The organism is Ornithinimicrobium murale, assembly GCF_003352835.1.
Lineage (GTDB): Bacteria > Actinomycetota > Actinomycetes > Actinomycetales > Dermatophilaceae > Ornithinicoccus > Ornithinicoccus muralis.
This window is the reverse complement of record NZ_QLVD01000024.1, coordinates 76481-100209: the sequence shown is the minus strand read 5'-3', so window position 1 is coordinate 100209 and position 23729 is coordinate 76481. Positions and strand designations below refer to the sequence as shown.

The window sequence follows — 23729 nt, the reverse complement described above, 5'->3', positions numbered from 1 at the left end:
GTCGCTCTCGTGTCCTCTGCACCACATCCCGTCGTCGTCATCGGCGCTGGCCCCATCGGACTGGCCACCGCAGCCGAGCTGGCCCGTCGTGACCAGGAGGTGATCGTCCTGGAGCAGGGGGAGGCGCCCGCCGCCGCAGTCCGGCAGTGGGGTCACGTGCGGCTGTTCTCGCCCTGGTCCGAGGTGACCTCACCCGCTGCCGTGGCACTGCTGGAGGAGGCCGGGTGGAGGCAACCGGAGCCGACGGCCTACCCGACGGGCGCGGACTGGCTGCGCGACTACCTGGACCCGCTGGCCGCCCTGCTGGGACAGCGGGTCCGCACCGGTCACCGGGTGCGTGGCGTCGCCCGCTCGGACCGGGACCTGCTGGTGGACTCTGGGCGCGAGGCCCAGCCGTTCGTGCTGCACGTGGAGCGATCCGACGGCTCGACCGAACGGTTGCTGGCACGTGCCGTCGTGGACTGTTCCGGCACCTGGGGTGTCCCCAACCCGTTGGGCTCCGAGGGCTATCCGGCGGCCGGTGAGACCGCTGCGGGCGAGCGCATCCTCTACGGGATGCCCGATGCGGTGCGTGACCACGACCGGTTCGCCGGCCGGGCCACCGCGGTGGTCGGCTCAGGTGCCTCTGCGCTGACTGCCCTCATCGCACTGACCTCCGAGCCCCTGCACACCGACACCTCCCGCGTGGTGTGGGTCGTGCGTCGCGGCACGGTCGGAGGTGCCTTCGGGGGCGGTGAGCTGGATGAGCTCCCCGCCCGCGGCGCACTGGGCAGCCGGGTCCGGACCGCCGTTGAGGCGGGGCTGATCGAGCCGGTCACCGGGTTCCGCGTCGCGGGGGTGGAGAGGCAGGGTGGATCCGTGACGCTGCTCGCGACCGATGGACGCCGGATCGCGGAGTTGGACCAGGTCGTGGGGGCCACGGGGTTCCGCCCGGACCTGTCGTTCCTGTCCGAGGTGCGCCTCGACCTCGACCCGCGGTTGCAGGCACCGGCCGACCTGGCACCGGGCATCGATCCGAACCTGCACTCCTGCGGCTCGGTCCAACCACACGGTCACGACGTCCTGGCCCAGCCTGAGGGCGAGCTCTACCTGGCCGGCATGAAGTCCTACGGCAGGGCGCCGTCGTTCCTGGCGATGACCGGCTATGAGCAGGTGCGCTCGATCGCTGCCGCCCTGGCGGGTGACCACGAGGCCGCACGTGCCGTCGAGCTGAAGCTGCCGGACACCGGTGTGTGTGGCGGGGCGGGCCTGTTCGATGAGGAGGCATCCGGTGACGGTGGCTGCTGTGGGACCCCCCAGGAGCCCCAGTCGCTCACGCTGACCGGCACCGCTGGAGCAGCCCAGTGACCAGCCAGGCAACCCGTCCAGCTGGCACTTCACAGGTCCGGCTGTCCACGACGGACAAGTATCTGCCGGTGTGGATCGGGGCGGCGATGGTGGCCGGCCTGTTGCTGGGCCGGCTCGTCCCCGGTCTGGGGGGCTGGCTGGGCGCGGTCGAGATCGACGGCATCTCGCTACCTATCGCCCTGGGTCTGCTGGTCATGATGTACCCCGTGCTGGCCAAGGTCCGCTACGACCGGGTCGGCACGGTCGCCGCGGACCGGCGCCTGCTGAGCAGCTCGCTGCTGCTGAACTGGATCATTGGCCCGGCCCTGATGTTCGCCCTGGCCTGGATCTTTCTGGCCGACCTGCCGGAATACCGCACCGGCCTGATCATCATCGGCCTGGCGCGGTGCATCGCGATGGTGATCATCTGGAACGACCTGGCCTGCGGTGACCGCGAGGCCGCAGCGGTGCTGGTCGCCATCAACTCCGTCTTCCAGGTCGTCGCCTTCGCGGCACTCGGCTGGTTCTACCTCTCGGTCCTGCCTGGCTGGCTCGGCCTGTCCCAGGCCACCCTGGACGTCAGTGCCTGGCAGATCGCCAAGTCGGTCCTGATCTTCCTGGGCATTCCCCTCGTGGCAGGCTGGGCCTCCCGCGTCTGGGGAGAGCGCGCACGGGGTCGTGCCTGGTATGAGGAGACCTTCCTGCCCCGCATCGGCCCGTGGACGCTGCGGGGGTTGCTGTTCACCATCGTGCTGCTGTTCGCCCTGCAGGGGGATCAGATCACCTCCCGGCCCTGGGACGTCGCCCGGATCGCGGTGCCGCTGCTGCTCTACTTCGCCCTGATGTGGGGCGTGGGTTTCGCCGTCGGGAAGGGCCTTGGTCTGTCCTACGAACGCACCACCACGCTGGCGTTCACCGCGGCCGGCAACAACTTCGAGCTGGCCATCGCGGTGGCCATCGCCACCTTCGGCGTCACGTCCGGCCAGGCCCTGGCCGGCGTCGTCGGACCGCTCATCGAGGTTCCGGTCCTCGTGGGCCTCGTCTATGTCTCCCTCGCGCTCCGCGACCGCTTCCCACACCAGGAGGAGTCCCATGTTCCAGCCCCGACAGCACACTGAGCCCGGCCCGGCCACCGCGCGCACGCAGGTGGCGTCCATCGTCGAGGACCTGACCTACCGATTCGAGGGCGTGTTTGCTCCCGACCAGGTCGAGGAGGCGGTTGACACCGCGCACCGTGAGCTGGCCGCCGTCTCCACCGTCCACGACTTCCTGCCCGTGCTGGTGAGCAAGCTCGCCCGCGAGCGCCTCACAGCCGCAGCCCAGGCCGAGGGACACCTCGCCAAGACCGTCCCCGAGCTGCTGTTCGTGTGTGTGCACAACGCTGGTCGTTCGCAGCTCGCGGCGGCCCTGGCCGCCCACCTGGCACCAGGCAAGGTGCACGTGCGCTCGGCGGGGTCTCAACCGACGGGGGAGCTGAACCCAGCCGTCGTCGAGGTGCTGGCCGAACGGGGCATCACCCTCACCGACGCGTATCCCAAACCACTCTCCGGGGACGTAGTTCGCGCAGCCGACGTCATCATCACCATGGGCTGTGGCGACGCCTGCCCGATCCTGCCCGGGAAGCGCTACCTCGACTGGGACGTGGCCGACCCGGCCGGGCAGCCACTCGAGGTGGTCCGCGACATCCGCGACGATGTCCAGCAGCGCGTCACCTCCCTGCTGCGTGACCTCGACCTCTGATCACCCAACGCCCACAAGGAGACTGAAGTGAGCACACCCAGCGTCCTGTTCGTCTGTGTCCACAACGCCGGCCGCTCCCAGATGGCGGCCGGCTACCTGCACCACCTGGGTGGCGGCCGGATCGAGGTCCGCTCCGCCGGATCCGCGCCCGGTGAGGCCATCAACCCGGTTGCAGTCGAGGCCATGGCCGAGGACGGCATCGACATCAGCGCCAACCACCCCACGGTCCTGACCACCGAGGCCGTGCAGGCCTCCGACGTGGTGATCACCATGGGGTGCGGTGACGCCTGCCCGATCTTCCCCGGCAAACGCTATGAGGACTGGGAACTGGACGACCCGGCCGGCCAGGGCCTCGAGGCGGTCCGCCCGATCCGCGACGAGATCAGGCGACGCATCCAGGGGCTCGTCGACGAGCTCCTGCCCGCGGACAGCGCCTGAGAGCCCTGCGCGCCCGAGCTCCCACGGCGCGCTGACGCCGCAGGTGGGCCGATCAGGAGCTGGTCAGGACGACCAGCTGCTGGGTCGCCCGGGTCATCGCCACGTAGCGGTCGACGGCCCCCTCGATGCCGGTGCCGAACTCCTGCGGGTCGAGCAGGACCACGAGGTCGAACTCCAGCCCCTTGGCCAGCGCCGGCGTCAGCGACCGGACCCGGTCGGGCACGACGACGGGCTCGGTCGTGATGACACAGGCCGTGCCCTCCTCGTGCTCGGTCAACCAGACCGTCAGGATCTCGTCCAGCTCGGTGCGGGACCCGTGGTGCACCGGTATGCCGCCCTCCCGCACCGAGGTGGGCACGTTGGCATCGGGGATGGCCGCCCGGATGACCGGCTCGGCCTGCGTCATCACCTCCTGCGGCGTGCGGTAGTTGAGGGTCAGGGAGGCGATCTCGACCCGGTCCAGGCCGACCCGCTCCAACCGCTCCTGCCACGACTCGGTGAAACCGTGCCGCGCCTGGGCCCGGTCACCGACGATCGTCAGGCTGCGGGAGGGACAGCGGCTCAGCAGCATCTGCCACTGCGCGTCGGTGAGCTCCTGGGCCTCGTCGACCACGATGTGCGCGAACGGGCCGGCCAACCGGTCCGGGTCCACGCTCGGCAGCGCCGCCTGATCGAGCAGTTTGTCCTGCAGGTCCTGGTGGCGCAGCTGCTGGCCCAGCCCCCCGATGTTGTCAGCCTCCAACATCTGGTCGATGACCTCGTCCAGGCGGGCCCGCTCCTGTGCCGCCGCCTCCTGCTGCCGGAGCCGGCGCCTGGCGGCGCCCGGATCACCGATCCGCTGGCGCGCGGCGTCCAGCAGTGGCAGGTCCGAGACGGTCCACGCCGCAGGGTCCTCGCGCTGCAGGCGCTGGACATCGTCGGAGGAGAGCCAGGGAGCTGCCAGGCGCAGGAAGGCCGGCACCGACCACAGGTCAGCGACGACGTCCTCGGGCTCCAGCAGCGGCCAGGCACCGTTGAAGACCGAGGTGAGATCCTCGTGCTCGGCCAGGGCGCGGCGCAGGTCGGCCTCGACGAAGCCCTCGTCCTCCTCGTCGACCTCGACGCCGTCCAGCAGGATCTGCACGAGCGACTCCCACACCTGTTCGCGTGCCTCGTTGTGGGGCGTGCCCGGCTCTGCGGATGAGAAGGCCTCGGCCCAGTCCTCAGCGCGGACCCGGAGGGGGACGCCGTCCACCTCGAGGTGTGTCGCCGTGCCCGGCGGCTCCTCGTAGAACCGCACGGCCGGCTCGATCGCCCCGACCAGCTCTGCCGAGGACTTCAGCCGTGCTGCCTCGGAGTCAGTCTCCGGGGCGGCCGAGGCGCCCTCGGGGAGCAGGTCCCGCAGGGTGACCGTCTGCACACCCTCCTCGCCCAGGCTGGGGAGCACATCGCCCACATAGTCCAGGTAGGGCTCGTGCGGCCCGACGAAGAGCACACCGCCGCGCTGGTGACCGAGGCGCGGGTCGGCATACAGCAGGTAGGCCGTGCGGTGCAGGGCCACCACGGTCTTGCCGGTGCCCGGCCCACCATCGACCACGAGCGCCCCGCGCGAGCCGGCGCGGATGATCGCGTCCTGGTCGGACTGGATCGTGCTCAGCACGTCCCGCATCCTCGGCGACCGGCTCGTGCCGAGGGTGGCGATGAAGGCCGACTGGTCATCGAGAGCCGCGTGGCCCTGCAGCCCGTCGGCGGTGAACACCTCGTCCCAGTAGTCGCTCACCCGGCCGTCCCTCGTCCAGCGATAGCGGCGGCGGCTGACCAGACCCATCGGGTCGGCGTGCGTGGCGCCGAAGAAGGGTTCCGCCGCTGGAGCACGCCAGTCGATCAGGAGGCGATCACCGTCCGGGCCGGTGAGGCCGGTGCGACCGATATAGATGGGCTCGGGCTCCTCGGCGCGCACGACCCGGCCCAGGCACAGGTCGAGTCCGAAGCGGTGCAGCAGGCGCAGCTGCGTGGTGAGCCGGTGGATCTCCAGGTCACGGTCCAGGGCGGCCTGCCCCGAGCCACCGGGCGCCCGGCGCGCGGCATCGAGCCGGGAGGTGAGCTCGGCGATCTGCGCGGCCTGGGCGGCGGCGATGACGGCGAAGTGCTGCACGTCAGCGGCGATCAGGGCGGGGTCGCGCTTGGCGACGAGCGTGTCGGGAAGGGCGAAGGCGGCGGTGCTCTGGTCGGTCATGCAGGCATCAGCTCCCAGGGAGAAGACGGTCACGGGTGCGTCACGAGGCTCCGGCAGGTGTGGCTCCAACCCCCTGTGACCTGCGGTTCTGTGCTCGTGAGACGTCAAGTGTGACCGCAGGAAGCCGCTTGCGGCAAGGCCCCCGGTGCGCTATATATTGGAAAGGGCAAGGGGGAACAGGTCGGGTATGCCGAGGGGCACCTCTGCGCTCAGCGCGCCACCTGGAGGTGGTGTCGGCAGCGAGCCTGATAGGTCTCGGTCCCGCCCACGTGCTCTGCCGCCGTCGTCAAGGCGTCGTGGGCCGTCCGAGGGTCTGTGCGCTGGTGGAAGGACGCCTCGGCGCCGCACACCGAGCACACGGCGGTCAGCCGGGTGACGATCTCGGCCGTCGCCATCAGCGTGGGCAGCGGCTCGAACGGTCGGCCGTCGAAGGTGACCGACAGTCCCGCCACGATGACCGTCGCGCCCCGGGCGGCCAGCTCGTCGACCACACCGACGAGGTCGGGGCCGAAGAACTGGGCCTCGTCGATGGCCACGATGTCGGGGGAACGGTCACCGAGGACTCTGCGGAGGCCAGCAACGTCGGAGGCGGTGCGGGCCTCGAGCCTGGCTCCGGAGTGTGCGGCCACCTGACCGGTGCCGTGCCGTTCGTCCAGGTCGTGGTTGATCACCTCGACGTCGAGGCCCGCCAGCCGCGCGCGACGGACCCGCCGGAGGAGCTCCTCGGACTTGCCCGCGAACATCGGCCCGCAGATCACCTCGACGTGCCCAGCCATACTCAGTCCGGGATCTGGCCGACCGGCTCGCGCTTCTCGGCCTGGAAACGGTCCTCGGTGCGCCCATAGGCCCAGTAGCCCGACAGGGACAGATCCTCCCGGGGCACGGCCCGCTCCTTCAGCAGGGCGCGCACCGCCTTGATCGACTCGCGCTCGCCGTGGGCGAAGACCTGCACCCGGCCCTCGGGCCACGGGCCGGCAGCTGCCGCATCGGCCAGGAGGCTGGTCAGGTGGGCGCCGCCGGTCAACCACTCCAGGTGGATGCCCTCGGGCGCCTCGAGCTCGATCCGCCCCGAGTCCTCGGTGACCTGGAGGTAGGCGATCCCACGGGCCTGGTCCGGCAGGGCCTCCAGGGCCGCGGCGATGGCCGGCAGGGCCGACTCGTCGCCGATGAACAGGTGCCAGTCGGCGGTGGGGTCGGGGGCGTAGCCGCCGCCAGCGCCGGACACGACGAACTGGTCGCCCGGTTGGGCCTCTCGCGCCCAGGGCGCAGCGATCCCCTCGTCACCGTGCACCACGAAGTCGATGGCGACCTGCTCGCGCTCCCGGTCGACCCACCGCAGGGTGTAGGTGCGCCGAACCGGCTGGTCCTCCGGGGCGAGGTGCTCGCGGAGGTGCGCCTCGTCATACGGCGGAGTCAGGCCCAGCTCGGGCTTGACGAAGAGCAGCTTGACGTAGGCGTCGGTGAACTCGTTCAGGTTGAGGCCAGAGAACCCCTCACCTCCCGCGACGACCCGGACGGTCGTGGGGGAGACCCACTCCGAGGACTGGACGGTCAGGACCGTCTGGGGGCGGGGTGGACGATTCGGCTTACTCACCCCATTAGGCTTGCACAGTCGCGCTCCGCGACTGCCATCGCCACCGACTCCGAGGAGCCACCGTGTCCGCCCAGATCACCGTCACCATCGCCGGGAACGAGCGATCGGTCGATCAGGGCACTACCGCCGCCGACCTGTTCGCCGACAACAAGCAGGTGGTCGTGGCCAGGATCGGTGGAGAGCTGCGCGACCTGGCCCACGAGGTGGCTAACGGGGACGTCGTCGAGCCGGTGCTGATCAGCGAGCCGGACGGGCTCGACGTGCTGCGGCACTCCTGTGCGCACGTCCTGGCCCAGGCCGTGCAGGAGGTCAACCCGGAGGCGCGACTGGGGATCGGTCCACCGATCCGGGACGGCTTCTACTACGACTTCGACGTGTCGGAGCCGTTCCACCCGGAGGACCTGAAGAAGCTCGAGAAGGTGATGCAGCGCATCATCAACACCGGACAGACCTTCCACCGGCGCGACGTCTCCGACGATGCAGCGCGCGAGGAGCTGGCCGGTGAGCCCTACAAGCTGGAGCTGATCGGGCTGAAGGGCGGCTCCGCCGAGGACGCGGCCGAGGGTGCGGCGGTCGAGGTCGGCGGCAGTCAGCTGACGATCTACGACAACCGGGACCGGACCGGCGAGACCGTCTGGGGTGATCTCTGCCGAGGCCCGCACCTGCCGAACACCAAGATCATCGGCAACGCCTTCAAGATCATGCGCAGTGCCGCTGCCTACTGGCGCGGGTCGGAGAAGAACCCTCAGCTGCAGCGGATCTATGGCACTGCCTGGCCGTCCAAGGACGAGCTGAAGGCCTATCTGGAGCGGCTCGCCGAGGCCGAGCGGCGCGACCACCGCAAGCTCGGGGCGGAGATGGACCTCTACTCCTTCCCCGAGGAGATCGGCCCCGGCCTGCCCGTCTTCCACCCGCGCGGCGGCGTGCTCAAGCGGGTGATGGAGGACTACGTCCGACAGGCCCACATCGACGCTGGCTTCCAGTACGTCGGGACGCCCCACATCGCCAAGGAAGGGCTGTTCCACACCTCCGGGCACCTGCCCTACTACGCCGAGGGCATGTTCCCGCCGATCGACGACGACGGGCAGCCCTACCGCATCAAGGCCATGAACTGCCCGATGCACAACCTGATCTTCCGCAGCCGCGGCCGCTCCTACCGTGAGCTGCCCCTGCGCTTCTTCGAGTTCGGGACGGTCTATCGCAACGAGAAGTCGGGTGTGCTGCAGGGGCTGACCCGGGTGCGGATGATCACCCAGGACGATAGCCACTCCTACGTGACCCGTGAGCAGGCGCCCGGTGAGATCAAGCACCTGCTGAACTTCGTGACCCAGCTGCTGAGCGACTTCGGGTTGGATGACTACTACCTGGAGCTGTCCACCCGCGACGACGGGGACAAGAAGGACAAGTTCATCGGCTCCGAGGAGCAGTGGGCCGAGGCGACGGCGATCCTGGAGCAGGTGGCCACCGAGTCGGGGCTGGACCTGGTGGCCGACCCTGGGGGCGCCGCCTACTACGGGCCCAAGATCTCGGTCCAGGCACGCGATGCGATCGGGCGCACCTGGCAGATGTCGACCATCCAGTACGACTTCAACCAGCCCGAGCGCTTCGAGCTGGAGTTCTCGGCTGCTGACGGCACCCGCCAGCAGCCGGTCATGATCCACTCGGCCAAGTTCGGCTCCATCGAGCGGTTCATCGGGGTACTCGTGGAGCACTATGCCGGGATGTTCCCGCCGTGGCTGGCGCCCGTGCAGGTGCTCGGTGTGCCTGTCGCCGAGGAGTTCGACGGCTACCTGAAGGAGGTCGAGGCTCAGCTGCTCGCGGCCGGGATCCGGGTGGAGCTCGACCTGTCGGACGACCGCTTCCCCAAGAAGATCCGCAACGCGAGCAAGTCGAAGGTGCCGTTCATCCTGATCGCCGGAGGCGAGGACCGGGACGCGGGCGCGGTGTCCTTCCGCTACCGCGACGGCTCCCAGAAGAACGGGGTGCCTATTGCCGAGGCGATCGAGGAGATCGCCGCCGCCGTCCGCAGCCGCGCCCAGGTCTAACCATTTTTGGGGAAGATCGGACCGCTCTGAACACAACTTTGGGGAGGTTCGGACCGCTCTGAACACAACTTTGGGGAGGTTCGGACCGCGGAGGTTCGGACCGCTCTCTCACGAGCGGCGACCACCCCGCCCCGGCGTGTGCCTCCGCAGGGACGCCAACACAGCCATCCCCCGCGGGGAGAGTCGGTAGCCGGTCGGGAGGCTCTCGGTCAGTCCGAGCTCCTTGAGTCGCCGCACGTTGGCCTTGAAGGGAGCCCGCTCCCACCCGATCGAGGCGCCGATCGTCTCGGCCAGCTCGGCCGGCCGCCCCTCGATGAGCTCCAGGAACTGGCGGGTCCACGGGCCACGGGAACTCCGTCTGTCCACGGCGGCGAGCTGTTCGGCGACCTCGCCCAGCTCACTGCTGGTCAGCTGGTCACGCTCCCGGAGCGCGACCCGCTCGTCCGGGCCGAGGAACTGCAGACCGATCCGATAGACCGTGCCGTCCTTGCGGGCGAGGAAGGCCTCAAGCTCGGACAGGGTCCGACCCGCCCGAGCCGCCTCCTCCCTCGTGATGTCCGCCGGGTCGACCGGCTCCACCGCGGTGAAGCCGACGACACCAGCCCGGGTGCGCTGACGGCCGCCCGGTGTGTGCATCGGCCGGCGCCACACCCGGAACGCCAGGTCGACCTCGCCGGCGGCGATCCGCTCCAGGTCCAGGTTCGAGAACATCACTGCCCGATCGCACCACAGATCTAGGCGAGGTCGCTACGGCCAGGCGAGCCTCGGCATACGAGTCAGCGGGGCTCGAGCAGGAAGATGGGGATCAGGCGGTCGGTCTTGGCCTGGTAGTCGGCATACGAGGGGAAGGCCTCGACCCCGCGGTCCCACCAGGTCGCGCGCTCCTGGCCGCTCAGCTCCCGGCTGGTCATCGGGGTCTCGGTTGTGCCGTCCAGGACGCTCACCTGGTCCGGGTTCTTGCGGATGCTCGCCACCCACTGCGGGTCCTCGGGAGCTCCGCCCTTGCTGGCCACCGCCAGATAGCTGCCCTCATGCTCCACGCGCATCAGCGGCACCCGGCGGGGCCGCCCCGACTTCGCCCCGATGAGGGTCACCACGACAACATCGCGGCCCTGGATCTTGGCGACGGACGCATCACCCCCGGCCTCGTCGATCGCGTCCAACTGCTTGCGCACCCAGTCGGTGGCGGGCGGGACATAGTCCGTGTGGTCTGCTCCGGTCTCGGTCATATGGGCGGCAACCGACGAGGACCCAACGATGTTCCCAGGCCGGCTCAGCCGGTGCGCTCCGTGCGGGAGATAGGATCGCGGCCATGGTGCAGGAGGACAGCACGGGGGAGCCCGCCACCGACTTCGCGGGGGTGCCGGACGGTTTCCAGCGACTCTGGACCCCGCACCGGATGGCTTACATCCGTGGCGAGCGACCCACCGACGACGCGGGCCGGGGGTGCCCGTTCTGCGTCGCGCCCGACAAGGACGACGCCGAGGGGCTCGTCGTCCACCGCGGCCAGACCTGCTACGTCGTGCTCAACCTGTTCCCCTACAACCCCGGCCACCTGCTGGTCTGCCCCTACCGCCACGTCCCGCTCTATACCGACCTCACCGCGGAGGAGACGGTCGAGTTCGCGCAGCTGACCCAGGCAGCGATGGGCGCACTGCGCAGGGCCTCGGCCCCGGCCGGGTTCAACATCGGCATGAACCAGGGCGAGGTGGCCGGTGCCGGCGTGGCCGCCCACCTGCACCAGCACGTCGTGCCGCGCTGGGGCGGCGACATGAACTTCTTGCCCATCATCGGACAGACCAAGGCGGTGCCCACTCTGCTGGAGGCGGCCCGCCAGGCGTTGGTCGCCGTCTGGTCCGACGAGGACGTGACGGAGGGCACGGAGTCGCCCGGCACGCCGTGACCGTGTGGCGAGCACGACTCAGTAGCCTGGGGGGACGATGCTGAACAGGTACGCCCGAGCGTTCTTCACCGCAATCTTCACCCCGATCGCGCGACTTCTGCTGCGCCTCGGGGTGAGTCCTGATGCCGTGACGGTCGTCGGGACGGCCGGGGTGACCTTCGGCGCGCTCTACTTCTATCCGATCGGGGAGCTCTGGTGGGGGACGCTGTTCATCACCGCTTTCGTGTTCACCGACCTGATCGACGGCACGATGGCCCGGATGTCCGGGCGCACCAGCTCGTGGGGTGCCTTTCTCGACTCCACCCTGGACCGGATCGGCGATGCGGCCGTCTTCGGTGGGTTGATCCTCTATTTCACCGGTCGTGGCCAGGACGACCTCACCGCGGCGCTCGCGCTGGCCTGCCTCATCCTCGGCTTCATCGTCAGTTATGCCAAGGCGCGCGCCGAGAGCCTGGGATTCACCGCCAATGTTGGCATTGCCGAGCGGGCCGACCGGTTGGTCGCCACGCTGGTCACCACCGGGTTCTGCGGGCTCTTCCTGCCGATGTGGGTGTTGACGGCGGTGCTGGCGGCGCTCGCCGTGGCCAGCCTGATCACCGTCCTGCAGCGCATCCTCACCGTGCGCACCCAGGCGCTGGCTCGTCCGGTGGGGTCCTGAGTATGCCGAGCCGCACCCGATGGGGAGCGCTCAGCTCACGAGACGGTGGGCCGATCCTCCCCAAAAAGGCGCTGGGGCCGGTCCGAACCTCCCCAAAAATGGGGGAGAGGGCGAGCGTGCTGGGCTACCGGTTGGGGTGGGGGGCGGTGCGCAAGCTGCCCGCGCCGGCGGCCTACGCCCTGTTCGAGCGGATCGCTGACGCGATGCACCGCCGCGGCGGCAAGGGCGTGGAGCGGATGCGTGCCAACTACGCCCGGATCCGGCCCGAGCTCTCCGCGCACGAGCTGGACGACCTGGTGCACGCCGGGCTGCGCTCCTACCTGCGCTACTGGTGCGAGTCCTTCCGCCTGCCCGACCGCACCGCCGGGGAGCTGGCCGCGAGCGTCCGTGTGATCGGCGACGGACCGCCGCGCGAGGCCCTCGGGGCAGGCCGGGGCGTGGTCTGCTTCCTGGGGCACCTGGGCAACTGGGACACCGTCGGGGCGTGGGCCACCCATCACCTGGCGCCGGTCACCACGGTGGCCGAGCGGCTCCGCCCGGAGGAGCTCTACGACCGGTTCGTCGCCTACCGCGAGGCGCTGGGCATGACGATCCTGCCGCTCACCGGCGGTCAGTCACCCTTTCGGGCCCTGGTGCGCACGGTCCACGCGGGTGGTCTGGTGCCGCTCCTGGCGGACCGCGACCTCACCGACTCGGGCGTCGAGGTGAGTCTGTGCGGGCACCCCGCCCGCATGGCGAGTGGCCCAGCAGCACTGGCCCTGGCCACCGGCGCGCCGCTCCACCCGGTGACCGTGACCTACGAGCGCACCGCAGAGGGTGCGGCCGGCCGGTCGGCCGGCGCCTCGGCCTACCGTGTGGTGCTGACCTTTGGCCCGGCGGTGGCGGTCCCCGACGGGGGGACCCGCAGCGAGCAGATCACCGCGATGACCCAGGCGTGTGCCGACTACCTCGGTGCCACGCTGCGAGAGCACACCGAGGATTGGCACATGATGCAGCGGGTCTTCGTCGCGGACGGGATCCGCTGATGCGCATCGGGATCGTCTGTCCCTACTCCTTCGACGTGCCCGGCGGCGTGCAGTTGCACATCCGGGACCTGGCCGAGTGGTTGCTGAGGCGCGGTCACGTGGTCTCGGTGCTCGCGCCGGCCGATGAGGGCACCGAGCTGCCCGACTACGTGGTCAGTGCCGGTGGTGCCGTCCCGGTCCGCTTCAACGGGTCGGTCGCGCGGCTGTCCTTCGGGCCGATCGTGGCCAACCGCGTCGATGCCTGGCTGGACGACTGGGACTTTGACGTGCTGCACCTGCACGAGCCGGCCGCGCCCAGCCTGTCGCTGCTGGCGCTGTGGGCCGCGGAGGTGCCGGTCGTGGCGACCTTCCACAGCTCCCAGTCGCGGGTCGGCACGATGCGCGCCGCCCAGCCACTGCTGCAGCCGGGCCTGGACAAGATCTCCGCCCGGATCGCGGTCTCCGCCGCGGCGCACACCACGATGGCCTCCGGTTTCGGTGGCACCACCCTGGTCATCCCCAATGGGGTGTATGTCGACCGGTTCGCTCCCGCGGACCTCCCACCGGAGCCCGGTGGTCGGCCGCGCATCGTCTTCCTCGGCCGGTTCGACGAGCCGCGCAAGGGCCTGCCGGTTCTCCTGGCGGCCCTGCCACTGGTGCTGGCGCAGGTCCCCGATGCCGAGCTGCTCGTGGCCGGCCCCGGCGATGTCGCGGAGGTCCGCGCCGGGCTGTCCGACCAGGTGGTCGACTCGGTGCGCTTCCTGGGAGTGGTCAGCGAGGAGGACAAGATCCGGTTGCTGGCGCAGGCCAACGCCTACGTGGCGCCCAACACGGGCGGAGAGAGTTTCGGGATCATCCTGGTCGAGGCGATGAGCGCCGGCGCGCCGGTGGTGGCCAGCGCGCTCGACGCGTTCTCGGCGGTCATCGGCGACTCCGGCGCCGGTGCCATCTTCCCGGTGGGGGACCACCGGGCCCTGGCGGCGGCGATCGTCCGCCTGCTGGAGAGCCCCCAGGAGCAGGAGCTGTTGCGGCGGGCCGGTCAGGCCCGTGCCCGGCGCTATGACTGGGCGACGGTCGGGGCCCGGATCGAGGCCGTCTATGACTCGGTGGCCGTCGAGCGAGCCACCGACGGGCCCCTGCGCGAGACCGTGAGCCCAGGTGGTGCCGGTGGGAGCGCGCGAGGAGGCAGGGCGCCCTCTGCGGCGCGCACGGTCTTCGGAGCGGCCAACGGTCATGCCTCGCGCCGACCCCCGATGCCGGTCCCGACGCAGCCTGGCCTGCGGCAGCCCGGTTCCTCGTCCGGACGAGTCGCCCGCACCGTGCGGAGGTGGCTGGGCCGATGACGCCGGACATCGAGTGGGGCGTCCAGGAGTGGGTGATCCTCGGCTCCATCGTGCTGGCCGCGCTGCTGGCCCTCGGGTGGTACCTCTCCTACACCGCGGTGCGGCTGGACCGCCTGCACCACCGGGTGATCGGGACGGCCGCGGCGCTCGACGCCCAGCTCGTGCGTCGCGCCGAGGCCGCCCTGGAAGTTGCCTATATCGCCGGCATCGACCCCGCTTCCGCCGCCCTGATGGCAGCCTCTGCGGGGGCGGCCCTGGACCAGGCCGAGACCTGGTCCCAGGATCGGCTCGACGCCGAGTCCCAGCTCAGCGAGGTGCTGCGGGCCACCCATGCCCCGGAGCCTGGTGAGCCGGTCGAGGTGGGGGAGCTGCTCGAGCGGATGCGGGGCACGGGGGAGCGGGTCAAGCTGGCTCGGCGCTTCCACAACGAGGCCGTCCAGGAGGCGCGCGCGGTGCGCGGTCAGCGGCTGGTGCGCTTCCTGCACCTGGCCGGGTCCGCCAAGGTCCCGTTGCCCATCACCTTCGACGACGACTGGCCCGCGGCCACCTGATCCGGCGCCAGTGCGGTGGACCGGCCACGGGGGACCTAGACTGGAGGACCGACCCGACCACATGGTGGGACGCCGGCACAGCCCGGGCCCCACCCCACCGGTGAGCGCACTCAATGCCGAGCACCACCACGCCCCGGAAGGCACCAACATGAGCACCCCTGACACCAACTCTGTGACCAACTCCGCCCCCGGCCTCGCGCCCCATGGCACGGACAGCGCCGCACCGGACGCCGGGACCACCCGCGTCAAGCGCGGCATGGCCGACATGCTCAAGGGTGGGGTGATCATGGACGTCGTCACCGCCGAGCAGGCCAAGATCGCCGAGGACGCCGGAGCCGTCGCCGTCATGGCGCTGGAGCGGGTGCCGGCCGACATCCGCGCCCAGGGTGGCGTCTCCCGGATGAGTGACCCCGACATGATCGACAGCATCATCGAGGCCGTGTCGATCCCGGTGATGGCCAAGGCCCGCATCGGCCACTTCGTGGAGGCCCAGGTCCTGCAGTCCCTCGGTGTCGACTACATCGACGAGTCCGAGGTGCTCACCCCGGCCGACTACAGCAACCACATCGACAAGTGGGCCTTCACCGTCCCGTTCGTCTGTGGTGCGACCAACCTGGGTGAGGCGCTGCGTCGCATCACCGAGGGCGCCGCCATGATCCGCTCCAAGGGCGAGGCCGGCACCGGCGACGTGTCCAACGCGACCATGCACATGCGCCAGATCCGCCAGGAGATCCGCCGCCTCTCGAGCCTGCCCGAGGACGAGTTGTTCGTCGCCGCCAAGGAGCTCCAGGCGCCCTATGAGCTGGTCGCCGACGTCGCCCGCAACGGCAAGCTGCCCGTGGTGCTGTTCACCGCCGGGGGCATCGCGACGCCCGCCGACGCCGCGATGATGATGCAGCTCGGCGCCGAGGGCGTCTTCGTGGGCTCGGGCATCTTCAAGTCCGGCAACCCCAAGGAACGTGCCGAGGCGATCGTCAAGGCCACGACCTTCCACGACGACCCCGACATGATCGCCAAGGTCTCCCGAGGGCTGGGCGAGGCGATGGTTGGCATCAATGTCGACGAGCCGGCCCGGTCCATCCAGTTCGCCGAGCGCGGCTGGTGACCGGACCCACCTCCGCCCCGTTGGTCGGTGTCCTGGCTGTCCAGGGCGACGTCGTCGAGCACATCCGCGCCCTGACCCTGGCCGGGGCCGAGGCCGTCCCGGTCCGCCGCCCCGAGGAGCTCGCAGCGATCGACGGCCTGGTCATCCCCGGCGGGGAGTCGACCACGATCGACCGGCTGCTGCGCGTCTTCGGGCTCGCTGAGCCGCTGCGCGCCCGGCTGGCAGACGGGCTGCCGGTCTACGGCTCCTGCGCCGGGATGATCCTGCTCTCCGCTGAGATCCTGGACGGGCGCGCCGACCAGCAGGGCCTCGGAGCGCTCGACATCACCACCCGGCGGAACGCCTTCGGGCGACAGGTCGACTCCTTCGAGGTGGACCTGGTCCTCGACGGTCTGAGTGAGCGCTTCCATGCTGTGTTCATCCGCGCTCCCTGGGTGGAGCGGGTCGGCCCCGGCGTGCAGGTGCTGGCCAGCATCGAGCGGGACGGCACGAAACACCCGGTGGCGGTCCGGCAGGGCAACCTGCTGGCGACCGCCTTCCACCCCGAGGTGACCGACGACGTCCGGGTGCACGCACTATTCGTGGAGATGGTCCGGGCGAGGGGTAACATCGACGGCCGAGCAGTAGTTGAGGGAAGCGCGAGCACGACGAACAGGGATAACTGATGTCTGGGCACTCCAAGTGGGCAACGACCAAGCACAAGAAGGCGGTGATCGACGCCAAGCGCGGCAAGCTCTTCGCCAAGCTGATCAAGAACATCGAGGTCGCGGCGCGCACCGGCGGCGGCGACCCGGCCGGCAACCCCACGCTGTTCGACGCCATCCAGAAGGCCAAGAAGACCTCGGTGCCCAACGACAACATCGATCGCGCCGTCAAGCGGGGCTCCGGGGCCGAGGCGGGCGGTGCCAACTATGAGGCCCTGGTCTATGAGGGGTACGCACCCGGTGGCGTCGCGCTCTACATCGAGTGCCTGACCGACAACAAGAACCGCGCCGTCATGGAGGTCCGCACCGCGCTGACCCGCAACGGCGGCAGCATGGCCGACAGCGGCTCAGTGGCCTACCTGTTCGACCGCAAGGGCCAGGTCGTCGTGCCCAAGGAGCAGACGTCGGGGGAGACCACTGAGGAGGCCCTGCTGGAGGTCGTCCTGGAGGCTGGTGCCGAGGAGATCGAGGATCTCGGCGAGTCCTTCGAGATCATCTCCGAGGCCACGGACGTGGTCGCGGTGCGCACTGCGCTGCAGGAAGCAGGTCTCGACTATGACTCGGCGGAGGTCACCTTCGTGCCGAGCATGGAGGTGCCCTTGGACGCCGAGGGGGCCCGCAAGATGATGCGCATTGTCGACGCCCTCGAGGACTGCGACGACGTGCAGAACGTCTTCTCCAACGCTGACGTCTCCGATGAGGTGCTGGCCGAGCTCGAGGCCGACGACTGACCCGCCGCCGCGGCCGGGGTGGCGCGGGGTGCATCACCGGCGAGTGTCGGCCTACGGCGCCCCGTGGGGCGACCCCGGCGAGTCCTGCCCTGGTCTGTCGTGCCGGTGACGTAGCGTTGTGGCGAACAGGTGTTCGGAGGCAGCCTGACGCGAGACCATGAGGAGGTGCCGGGGTGCGTGTTCTTGGTGTCGACCCCGGGCTCACCCGGTGTGGCCTGGGCGTCGTGGAGTCCACCGGCGGTCGGTCGGTGCGCATGGTCGCCGTCGGCGTGGTCCGCACGCCGCCGGGCGACGACCCGCAGGAGCGCCTGTTGACCCTGCAGACCGAGATCGACCAGTGGCTGGCCGAGCATCAGCCGGACGCGGTGGCCGTCGAGCGAGTCTTCGCCAAGGCCAATATCAAGGGGATCATGGGCACGGCGCAGGCGTCGGCGGTCCCGATGCTCGCTGCGGCGCGTCTCGGCCTGCCCCTGGCGCTGCACACACCCACCGAGGTCAAGGCCGCGGTGACCGGCAACGGGCGGGCCGACAAGGCGCAGGTCACGATGATGATCACCCGGATCCTGGGGCTGGAGACCGCACCCAAGCCGGCCGACGCCGCCGACGCCCTCGCTCTCGCCGTGTGTCACCTGTGGCGGGGGTTGTCCGACAGTCGTCTGGCCGGCGCGGCCCGGGGCAACGCGCTGCAGCGTGCCGAACAGAGCGCTGGCCGGGCACCCCGCAACCGGCTCGAGGAGCTGCACGCCACGCACGGCCGTGGCCCGCGCCTCCCGGTGCCTGCTCGCCCACAGACCGCCGTTCGGAGGAGCTTCCCGTGATCGCATCCGTCCGGGGCCCGGTGCTCCATGTCGGGCTTGACCATGTCGTCGTCGAGGTCGGCGGCGTGGGTCTGCACGTGCTGACCACGCCCGCCACCGCGGCAGGTTGCAGCGGCACGGGCGAGGTCACCCTCGCCACGACGCTCGTGGTGCGCGAGGAGTCACTGACCCTCTACGGCTTTGACGGCACCGAGGCACGCTCCCTGTTCGAGCAGGTGCAGACCGTCTCTGGTGTCGGGCCCCGGCTGGCCCTGGCCATGTTGTCGGTGCACAGCCCTGACGGAGTCCGCCAGGCCATCGCCGGCGGCGACCTCGCCGCTCTCACCAAGGTCCCGGGCATCGGCAAGAAGGGTGCCGAGCGCATCGTGCTGGAGCTGAAGGACAAGATCCTCGCGATGGGGGTCGAGCCATCGATCGGAGGTGGCACGCCGGCCGCCCGGGCGAGCGGTGATCAGCTGGGTGGTCAGGTGCACGAGGCCCTGGTGGGCCTGGGGTGGAGCGGCAAGCAGGCGGACGACGCGATCGAGCGGGTCCGTGCTGCAGGGCAGCCGCCCACGGTGGTCTCCGAGTTCCTGCGCGCGGCCCTCCGGGAGCTGGGACGGTGAGCCTCCACGACCAGGAGGGGTCCGGCCAGAACGCTGCGGGGCGGGCGTCTGGTGCAGACCTCGAGGACCTCGAGCATGGCGACGACGGCTCCTTCGACGCGACAGCGCGCGTGGTGGACGCCTCGCCGACGGACGAGGAGCGACGCATCGAGGCAGCGTTGCGACCACGTCGGCTGACGGAGTTCCCCGGCCAGCGCCGGGTGCGTGACCAGCTCGGTCTGGTCCTAGAGGCGGCCCGCCGCCGGGCGAGCCCGCCCGACCACGTCCTGCTCTCCGGCCCTCCGGGGCTCGGCAAGACCACTCTGGCGATGATCATCGCGGCCGAGCTGGAGCAGCCGATGCGCATCACCAGCGGCCCCGCGATCCAGCACGCCGGCGACCTGGCGGCGGTGCTGTCCTCGCTGGTCGAGGGCGAGGTGCTCTTTCTCGATGAGATCCACCGCATGGCCCGCCCGGCCGAGGAGATGCTCTATCTGGCGATGGAGGACTTTCGTGTCGACGTCATCGTCGGCAAGGGGCCAGGAGCTACGGCGATCCCTCTGGAGCTGCCACCGTTCACCGTCGTCGGCGCGACCACCCGGGCGGGCCTGCTGCCCGCCCCTCTGCGGGACCGCTTCGGTTTCACAGGGCACCTGGACTACTACAACACCGAGGACCTGCAGCGGATCCTCAGCCGCAGCGCCGGCCTCCTGGAGATCGACAGCACCCGCGAGGGGATCCACGAGATCGCCTCCCGGTCCCGTGGCACACCCCGCATCGCCAACCGGCTGCTCCGTCGGGTCCGGGACTGGGCGCAGGTGCACGGGCAGCACATCGTCGACGAGGAGGCCGCCCTGGCGGCACTCGAGCTCTTCGACGTGGACCGGCAGGGTCTGGACCGCCTCGACCGCGCCGTGCTGGAGGCCTTGTGCAAGCGGTTCGGTGGTGGCCCGGTCGGGCTCAGCACACTGGCCGTGGCCGTGGGGGAGGAGCCCGACACGGTGGAGACCGTGGCCGAGCCCTACCTGGTCCGAGAGGGTTACATCGTGCGCACTCCACGCGGGCGATCAGCCTCCCGGACGGCCTGGGAGCACCTCGGTCTCACCCCGCCCAACTCCGTCGCGGGGCAGGAGCAGCTGCCGATCGACGCCCCGGGTCGCCTGGACCACTGAGGCTCGGGCTGACCTGGCGCGGCCGACACGTGCACGCGACGAAACTGCGGGACGGCTCATGAATCCGCGACGACCCTGCGGGAACGCGCCCAAACCCACTCTGAAAACGCGGGAAGATACCGGATCTTTACCTGACGTGCGGGGTGGGGTGTTGGGCGGACCCAGCCCCGTCACCTAGACTGCCGCGAGTGTCCACTGGCGGTGGACCGCCCCAAGGTCAGGGCGCCTGGACACTCACCGACAGACGTTATAAGGAATCTCCATGTCGCCACTGGCCTCGGCCGCTGCCAACGGAGGCAGCGGTGACGGCTTCAGCATGCTGTTGCTGTTGCTGCCACTCCTCCTCATCGCCTTCCTCTTCTGGTCCCAGCGCAAGCGGCAGAAGAAGTTCAAGGAGATGCAGGCCGACCTGGCAGTCGGATCGCGGGTGATGACGACGACAGGGCTCTACGGGACCATCGCGCAGATGGACGCGAGCACCGTCCAGATCGAGGCGGCACCTGGGGTCGTGCTGCAGTTCGACCGTCGCGTCGTGATGCAGGCGCCGGGGGCACAACCGCCACACGCCCAGCCGGGCGCCGACGAGACCATGGGGGAGCAGTGATGGCGCGCAACCCGCGCAACCGCAAGGCCCGGAACACCCTGCTGGCACTGCTGGCCCTGATCGTCGTTCTGGGGGGAGGCCTGGGCGCTGCCAACACATGGGGCGAGCCGAAGGCCCAACTCACCCCGCTGCTGGGTCTGGACCTGGCTGGTGGACGGCAGATGGTGATCGAGCCGGTTGTCGAGGGGGACGAGTCGGTCCAGCCCGAGCAGTTGGACCAGGCCATCGACATCATCCGGCGCCGTGTCGACGGCAGCGGTGTCGCCGAGGCCGAGGTCTCCCGTCTCGGATCGAACATCCAGGTCGCTATCCCCGGAACGCCGACCCCCGAGCAACTGGAGGCCCTCAGTCGCTCCTCCCAGCTCCGCTTCCGTGCAGTCCTGGTCGCCGCTCCGGTGACGCAGCAGGCACCGACCGAGCCGCCGCGTGAGCTGCCGATGCCTCCCGGTGCCACCGAGGCACCCATGGCCGATCCCACCGAGTCGCCGACGGATGAGCCCACGGACGACTCCGGCACCGACGATGCAGAGACCACTAACGCGGCCTACCCCGAGGGACTCCTGGCCGACCAGGTGCCAGTGCTCCACGCAGCCGGCCCAGTGTCCGCGGCCGGCAGCACGGACGCGGCGGAGGCCACCGAGGCACCCGGCGCCGACGACGGCGGCAGCACCGATGACGCTCAGAGCACGCAGGCCCCTGACGACTCGGCCGTCACTGACGCGCCGGAGGGCGCCGAACCGACCAGCGCCAGCGACCTGGCCTGGGTCACTCCCGAGCTGCAGCAGCAGTTCATGGAGTACGACTGCGCCGAGGACGAGAACGTGCGCACCGCCTCCTCCGCTCCGAGCGACGAGGCCATCGTGGCCTGCTCGGTGGGAGGCACCGAGAAGTACATTCTCGGTCCCTCCGAGCTCAGCGGTGCCTCCCTCACCGACGCCAGCTCTGGTTTGCAGGTCGGCGCCGGTGGTCAGCCGACCGGCATCGTGGAGGTGCGCCTGAACTTCGACAGCGAGGGCCGGGACGCCTTCCGGGAGATCACGACCCGCCTGTTCAACTTCGGACAGAACTCCACCCAGAACCGGTTCGCCATCGTGCTGGACGGCCAGGTCATCTCCGCCCCCGGAGTGAACTCGCCGATCACTGACGGTGTGGCCACCATCACCGGTGGTTTCACCAACGACAGTGCGGAGGAGTTGGCCAACACACTGAAGTTCGGCGCGCTGCCGATGAGCTTCGACGTGCAGACCTCGGAGCAGCTCAGCCCGCAGCTCGGCGGCGAGCAGCTACGGCTCGGCGTGATCGCCGGCGCCATCGGCATGATCCTGGTCTTCATCTACTCACTCGTCCAGTACCGCGCGTTGGGCCTGGTGACCGTCGCGTCCCTGGTCATCGCGGGCATCCTGGCCTATCTGGCAGTGACCATGCTGGGCTGGGCGACGAACTTCCGGCTGACGATGGCCGGCGTGACCGGACTGATCGTCGCGATCGGTGTGACGGCAGACAGCTTCATCGTCTACTTCGAACGCATCCGGGACGAGGTCCGCACGGGGCGTCCACTGCGCTATGCGGTCGACACCGGGTGGCGCAGAGCCCGTCGGACCATCATCATCTCCGACTTCGTCAACCTGTTGGCGGCTGCGGTGCTGTACTTCCTCTCCGAGTCGGGCGTGAAGGCGTTCGCATTCGCCCTGGGGCTGGCCACCGTGATCGACCTGATCGTGGTCATGATGTTCACCCACCCCGTGGTGAGCATCCTGGCCAACACCAAGTTCTTCGGTGAGGGTCACAAGTGGTCGGGCATGGATCCCGAGCACCTGGGGGCCCGTCGTTCCACCTACCTGGGCCGCGGCCAGTTCGCGATGCCCGAACCCAAACGGACCGGTCCCACCCGGGAGCAGACCGAGGGAGGCATCGTCTGATGTTTAGTTTCGCCAGATTCGGTAATGACCTGTTCACCGGCAAGCGTTCGTTCGACATCGTCGGTCGGCGCAAGCTCTGGTACGGAATCGCCGGGATCCTCCTCATCATCTCGCTCCTCGGCATCTTCGCCAAGGGACTCAACTTCGGTATTGAGTTCCGCGGCGGCACTGAGCTCCGCGTCCCCGGGGTCAGCAACATGCAGGACTATGAGTCCCGGGCCACCGAGGTAGTGCGCGGTCAGGCTCCCGACGCCGCCGAGGTATCGGTCACCCAGATCGGCTCCGACACAGTCCGTATCCAGACCGGCGAGCTGAGCGCCGGGGAGTCCAACGCCTCCATCGAGGCCCTCGCGGAGGAGTTCTCGGTCGGCGATGACAATGTCACCAGCTCCTTCGTCGGGCCCTCCTGGGGCGACACCGTCACGACCAAGGCGATCCAGGCGCTGGTGGCCTTCCTGGCGCTGGTCACCGTCGTGCTGGCCCTGTACTTCCGCACGTGGAAGATGGCGGCCGCGGCGCTGGTCGCGCTCCTGCACGACGTGCTGTTCACCGTCGGGATCTACGCGCTGCTCGGCATCGAGATCTCGCCGGCCTCCGTGATCGGCTTTCTGACGATCCTGGGCTACTCGATCTACGACACCATCGTCGTCTTCGACAAGGTGCGCGAGAACACCGAGTACGCCCTGGACTCCAAGCGCACGACCTACGCCCGGGCGGCGAACCTTGCGGTCAACCAGACCCTGGTCCGCTCCATCAACACCTCCGTCGTCGCACTGCTGCCGGTCGCGGCGATCCTGGTCTTCGGTGTGACGCTGATCGGTCCCGGCACGCTCCTAGACCTGTCCGTGGCGCTGTTCGTCGGCATGCTGGTCGGCACCTACTCCTCCATCTTCATCGCGACCCCCCTCCTGGTGCACCTGCGCCAGAACGAGGACGAGATCAAGGCACTGGACAAGAAGATTGCCAAGCGTGAGGACCGGCAGTCCGACAAGGTTGACTACGCGGCCCCGCCCGGGATGGAGCGCGACTACAACGCCCCTCCCGGGATGGAGTCCATGGAGCCCCAGGAGGACGAGGGCGCCGGGGTCATACTGCTGACCGAGGAGACGGCGGACACGGCCCCCGACGCACTGGCCGAGGGGACGCCGGGCGAGGCCGCACCTGCACCCCGCCCCCGGGAGGTCCACCCGCGTGCCGCCCGGGAGGTCCACCCGCGGTCCCGCGGGCCGCGCAACCAACCCAAGCGCCCGCCGAAGTCCAAGCGCTGACCCGGCC

General features: G+C 70.0%; 24 protein-coding genes. 19 read left to right on the top strand and 5 right to left on the bottom strand.

Going from position 1 to position 23729, the window contains the following annotated elements:
- Nucleotides 1–9: 9 nt before the first annotated feature.
- The 4 genes from DPQ65_RS12160 (at nt 10) to DPQ65_RS12145 (ending at nt 3504) form a co-directional block, all read left to right on the top strand.
- Nucleotides 10–1347: an FAD-dependent oxidoreductase gene (locus DPQ65_RS12160; protein WP_114907614.1), complete on the top strand. Its 1338-nt coding sequence runs from the start codon at nt 10–12 to the stop codon at nt 1345–1347.
- Between the two features lie 86 nt (nt 1348–1433).
- Nucleotides 1434–2444 carry an ACR3 family arsenite efflux transporter gene (arsB, locus tag DPQ65_RS12155; RefSeq protein ID WP_114907635.1) on the top strand — a complete coding sequence of 337 codons (1011 nt, stop codon included), beginning with the start codon at nt 1434–1436 and terminating at the stop codon, nt 2442–2444.
- A complete protein-coding gene (locus DPQ65_RS12150; RefSeq protein ID WP_114907613.1) occupies nt 2419–3066 on the top strand; it encodes an arsenate-mycothiol transferase ArsC in 648 nt (215 codons plus the stop codon). Before arsB ends, DPQ65_RS12150 begins: the two co-directional genes overlap by 26 nt.
- A gap of 27 nt (nt 3067–3093) precedes the next feature.
- On the top strand, nt 3094–3504 hold the full coding sequence (locus DPQ65_RS12145) for an arsenate reductase ArsC (protein WP_114907612.1): 411 nt from the start codon (nt 3094–3096) through the stop codon (nt 3502–3504).
- A gap of 52 nt (nt 3505–3556) precedes the next feature.
- Here DPQ65_RS12145 and helR read toward each other — a convergent pair whose 3' ends face one another.
- From helR to DPQ65_RS12130, 3 genes are all read right to left on the bottom strand, one after another.
- Nucleotides 3557–5719 (bottom strand): RNA polymerase recycling motor ATPase HelR, encoded by a 2163-nt coding sequence (gene helR, locus DPQ65_RS12140; RefSeq protein WP_114907634.1) that lies wholly within the window; start codon nt 5717–5719, stop codon nt 3557–3559.
- A 209-nt stretch (nt 5720–5928) separates the two neighbouring features.
- Nucleotides 5929–6495, bottom strand: a complete 567-nt coding sequence (locus DPQ65_RS12135; protein WP_114907611.1) for a thymidine kinase — start codon at nt 6493–6495, stop codon at nt 5929–5931.
- Nucleotides 6496–6497: 2 nt separating this feature from the next.
- Nucleotides 6498–7313 carry a siderophore-interacting protein gene (locus DPQ65_RS12130; protein ID WP_114907610.1) on the bottom strand — a complete coding sequence of 272 codons (816 nt, stop codon included), beginning with the start codon at nt 7311–7313 and terminating at the stop codon, nt 6498–6500.
- Nucleotides 7314–7375: 62 nt separating this feature from the next.
- On the opposite strand from DPQ65_RS12130, the gene thrS reads away from it, so the two are divergent.
- Nucleotides 7376–9358: a threonine--tRNA ligase gene (gene thrS, locus DPQ65_RS12125; protein ID WP_114907609.1), complete on the top strand. Its 1983-nt coding sequence runs from the start codon at nt 7376–7378 to the stop codon at nt 9356–9358.
- 108 nt (nt 9359–9466) lie between these two features.
- On the opposite strand, the gene DPQ65_RS12120 is transcribed toward thrS, so the two are convergent.
- Nucleotides 9467–10072, bottom strand: a complete 606-nt coding sequence (locus DPQ65_RS12120) for a hypothetical protein (RefSeq protein ID WP_114907608.1) — start codon at nt 10070–10072, stop codon at nt 9467–9469.
- Nucleotides 10073–10134: 62 nt separating this feature from the next.
- Nucleotides 10135–10587 (bottom strand): nitroreductase family deazaflavin-dependent oxidoreductase, encoded by a 453-nt coding sequence (locus DPQ65_RS12115; protein WP_114907607.1) that lies wholly within the window; start codon nt 10585–10587, stop codon nt 10135–10137.
- Between the two features lie 83 nt (nt 10588–10670).
- Between DPQ65_RS12115 and DPQ65_RS12110 the strand changes: the two genes are divergently transcribed.
- The 14 genes from DPQ65_RS12110 to secF all read left to right on the top strand — a co-directional run bounded on the left by DPQ65_RS12110 (nt 10671) and on the right by secF (nt 23722).
- Complete coding sequence (locus tag DPQ65_RS12110; protein ID WP_114907606.1) at nt 10671–11261, top strand: HIT family protein; 591 nt, start codon at nt 10671–10673, stop codon at nt 11259–11261.
- 37 nt (nt 11262–11298) lie between these two features.
- Nucleotides 11299–11919 carry a phosphatidylinositol phosphate synthase gene (gene pgsA, locus DPQ65_RS12105; protein WP_114907605.1) on the top strand — a complete coding sequence of 207 codons (621 nt, stop codon included), beginning with the start codon at nt 11299–11301 and terminating at the stop codon, nt 11917–11919.
- 98 nt (nt 11920–12017) lie between these two features.
- The gene (locus DPQ65_RS12100) at nt 12018–12944 is read left to right on the top strand and encodes a phosphatidylinositol mannoside acyltransferase (RefSeq protein WP_114907604.1); all 927 of its coding nucleotides are present in this window, start codon (nt 12018–12020) and stop codon (nt 12942–12944) included.
- Nucleotides 12944–14266 (top strand): glycosyltransferase family 4 protein, encoded by a 1323-nt coding sequence (locus tag DPQ65_RS12095; RefSeq protein WP_114907603.1) that lies wholly within the window; start codon nt 12944–12946, stop codon nt 14264–14266. The genes DPQ65_RS12100 and DPQ65_RS12095 overlap by 1 nt, the downstream gene beginning before the upstream one ends.
- Nucleotides 14263–14817, top strand: coding sequence for a hypothetical protein (locus tag DPQ65_RS12090; RefSeq protein WP_114907602.1), 555 nt, complete (start codon nt 14263–14265; stop codon nt 14815–14817). Before DPQ65_RS12095 ends, DPQ65_RS12090 begins: the two co-directional genes overlap by 4 nt.
- A gap of 148 nt (nt 14818–14965) precedes the next feature.
- Entirely contained in the window at nt 14966–15922 is a 957-nt protein-coding gene (pdxS, locus tag DPQ65_RS12085; protein ID WP_114907633.1) for a pyridoxal 5'-phosphate synthase lyase subunit PdxS, read from the top strand.
- Nucleotides 15919–16587, top strand: a complete 669-nt coding sequence (pdxT, locus tag DPQ65_RS12080) for a pyridoxal 5'-phosphate synthase glutaminase subunit PdxT (protein ID WP_114907601.1) — start codon at nt 15919–15921, stop codon at nt 16585–16587. Before pdxS ends, pdxT begins: the two co-directional genes overlap by 4 nt.
- Nucleotides 16587–17357 (top strand): YebC/PmpR family DNA-binding transcriptional regulator, encoded by a 771-nt coding sequence (locus tag DPQ65_RS12075; RefSeq protein WP_114907600.1) that lies wholly within the window; start codon nt 16587–16589, stop codon nt 17355–17357. Before pdxT ends, DPQ65_RS12075 begins: the two co-directional genes overlap by 1 nt.
- A 173-nt stretch (nt 17358–17530) precedes the next feature.
- A complete protein-coding gene (ruvC, locus tag DPQ65_RS12070) occupies nt 17531–18175 on the top strand; it encodes a crossover junction endodeoxyribonuclease RuvC (protein WP_114907599.1) in 645 nt (214 codons plus the stop codon).
- Nucleotides 18172–18780, top strand: a complete 609-nt coding sequence (ruvA, locus tag DPQ65_RS12065) for a Holliday junction branch migration protein RuvA (RefSeq protein WP_114907598.1) — start codon at nt 18172–18174, stop codon at nt 18778–18780. Before ruvC ends, ruvA begins: the two co-directional genes overlap by 4 nt.
- A gap of 110 nt (nt 18781–18890) precedes the next feature.
- Nucleotides 18891–19931, top strand: a complete 1041-nt coding sequence (gene ruvB, locus DPQ65_RS12060; RefSeq protein ID WP_238146829.1) for a Holliday junction branch migration DNA helicase RuvB — start codon at nt 18891–18893, stop codon at nt 19929–19931.
- Nucleotides 19932–20193: 262 nt separating this feature from the next.
- Entirely contained in the window at nt 20194–20535 is a 342-nt protein-coding gene (gene yajC / locus DPQ65_RS12055; RefSeq protein ID WP_114907596.1) for a preprotein translocase subunit YajC, read from the top strand.
- Nucleotides 20535–22454, top strand: a complete 1920-nt coding sequence (gene secD / locus DPQ65_RS12050) for a protein translocase subunit SecD (protein ID WP_114907595.1) — start codon at nt 20535–20537, stop codon at nt 22452–22454. Before yajC ends, secD begins: the two co-directional genes overlap by 1 nt.
- Nucleotides 22454–23722: a protein translocase subunit SecF gene (gene secF / locus DPQ65_RS12045; RefSeq protein ID WP_114907594.1), complete on the top strand. Its 1269-nt coding sequence runs from the start codon at nt 22454–22456 to the stop codon at nt 23720–23722. Before secD ends, secF begins: the two co-directional genes overlap by 1 nt.
- Nucleotides 23723–23729 lie beyond the last annotated feature (7 nt).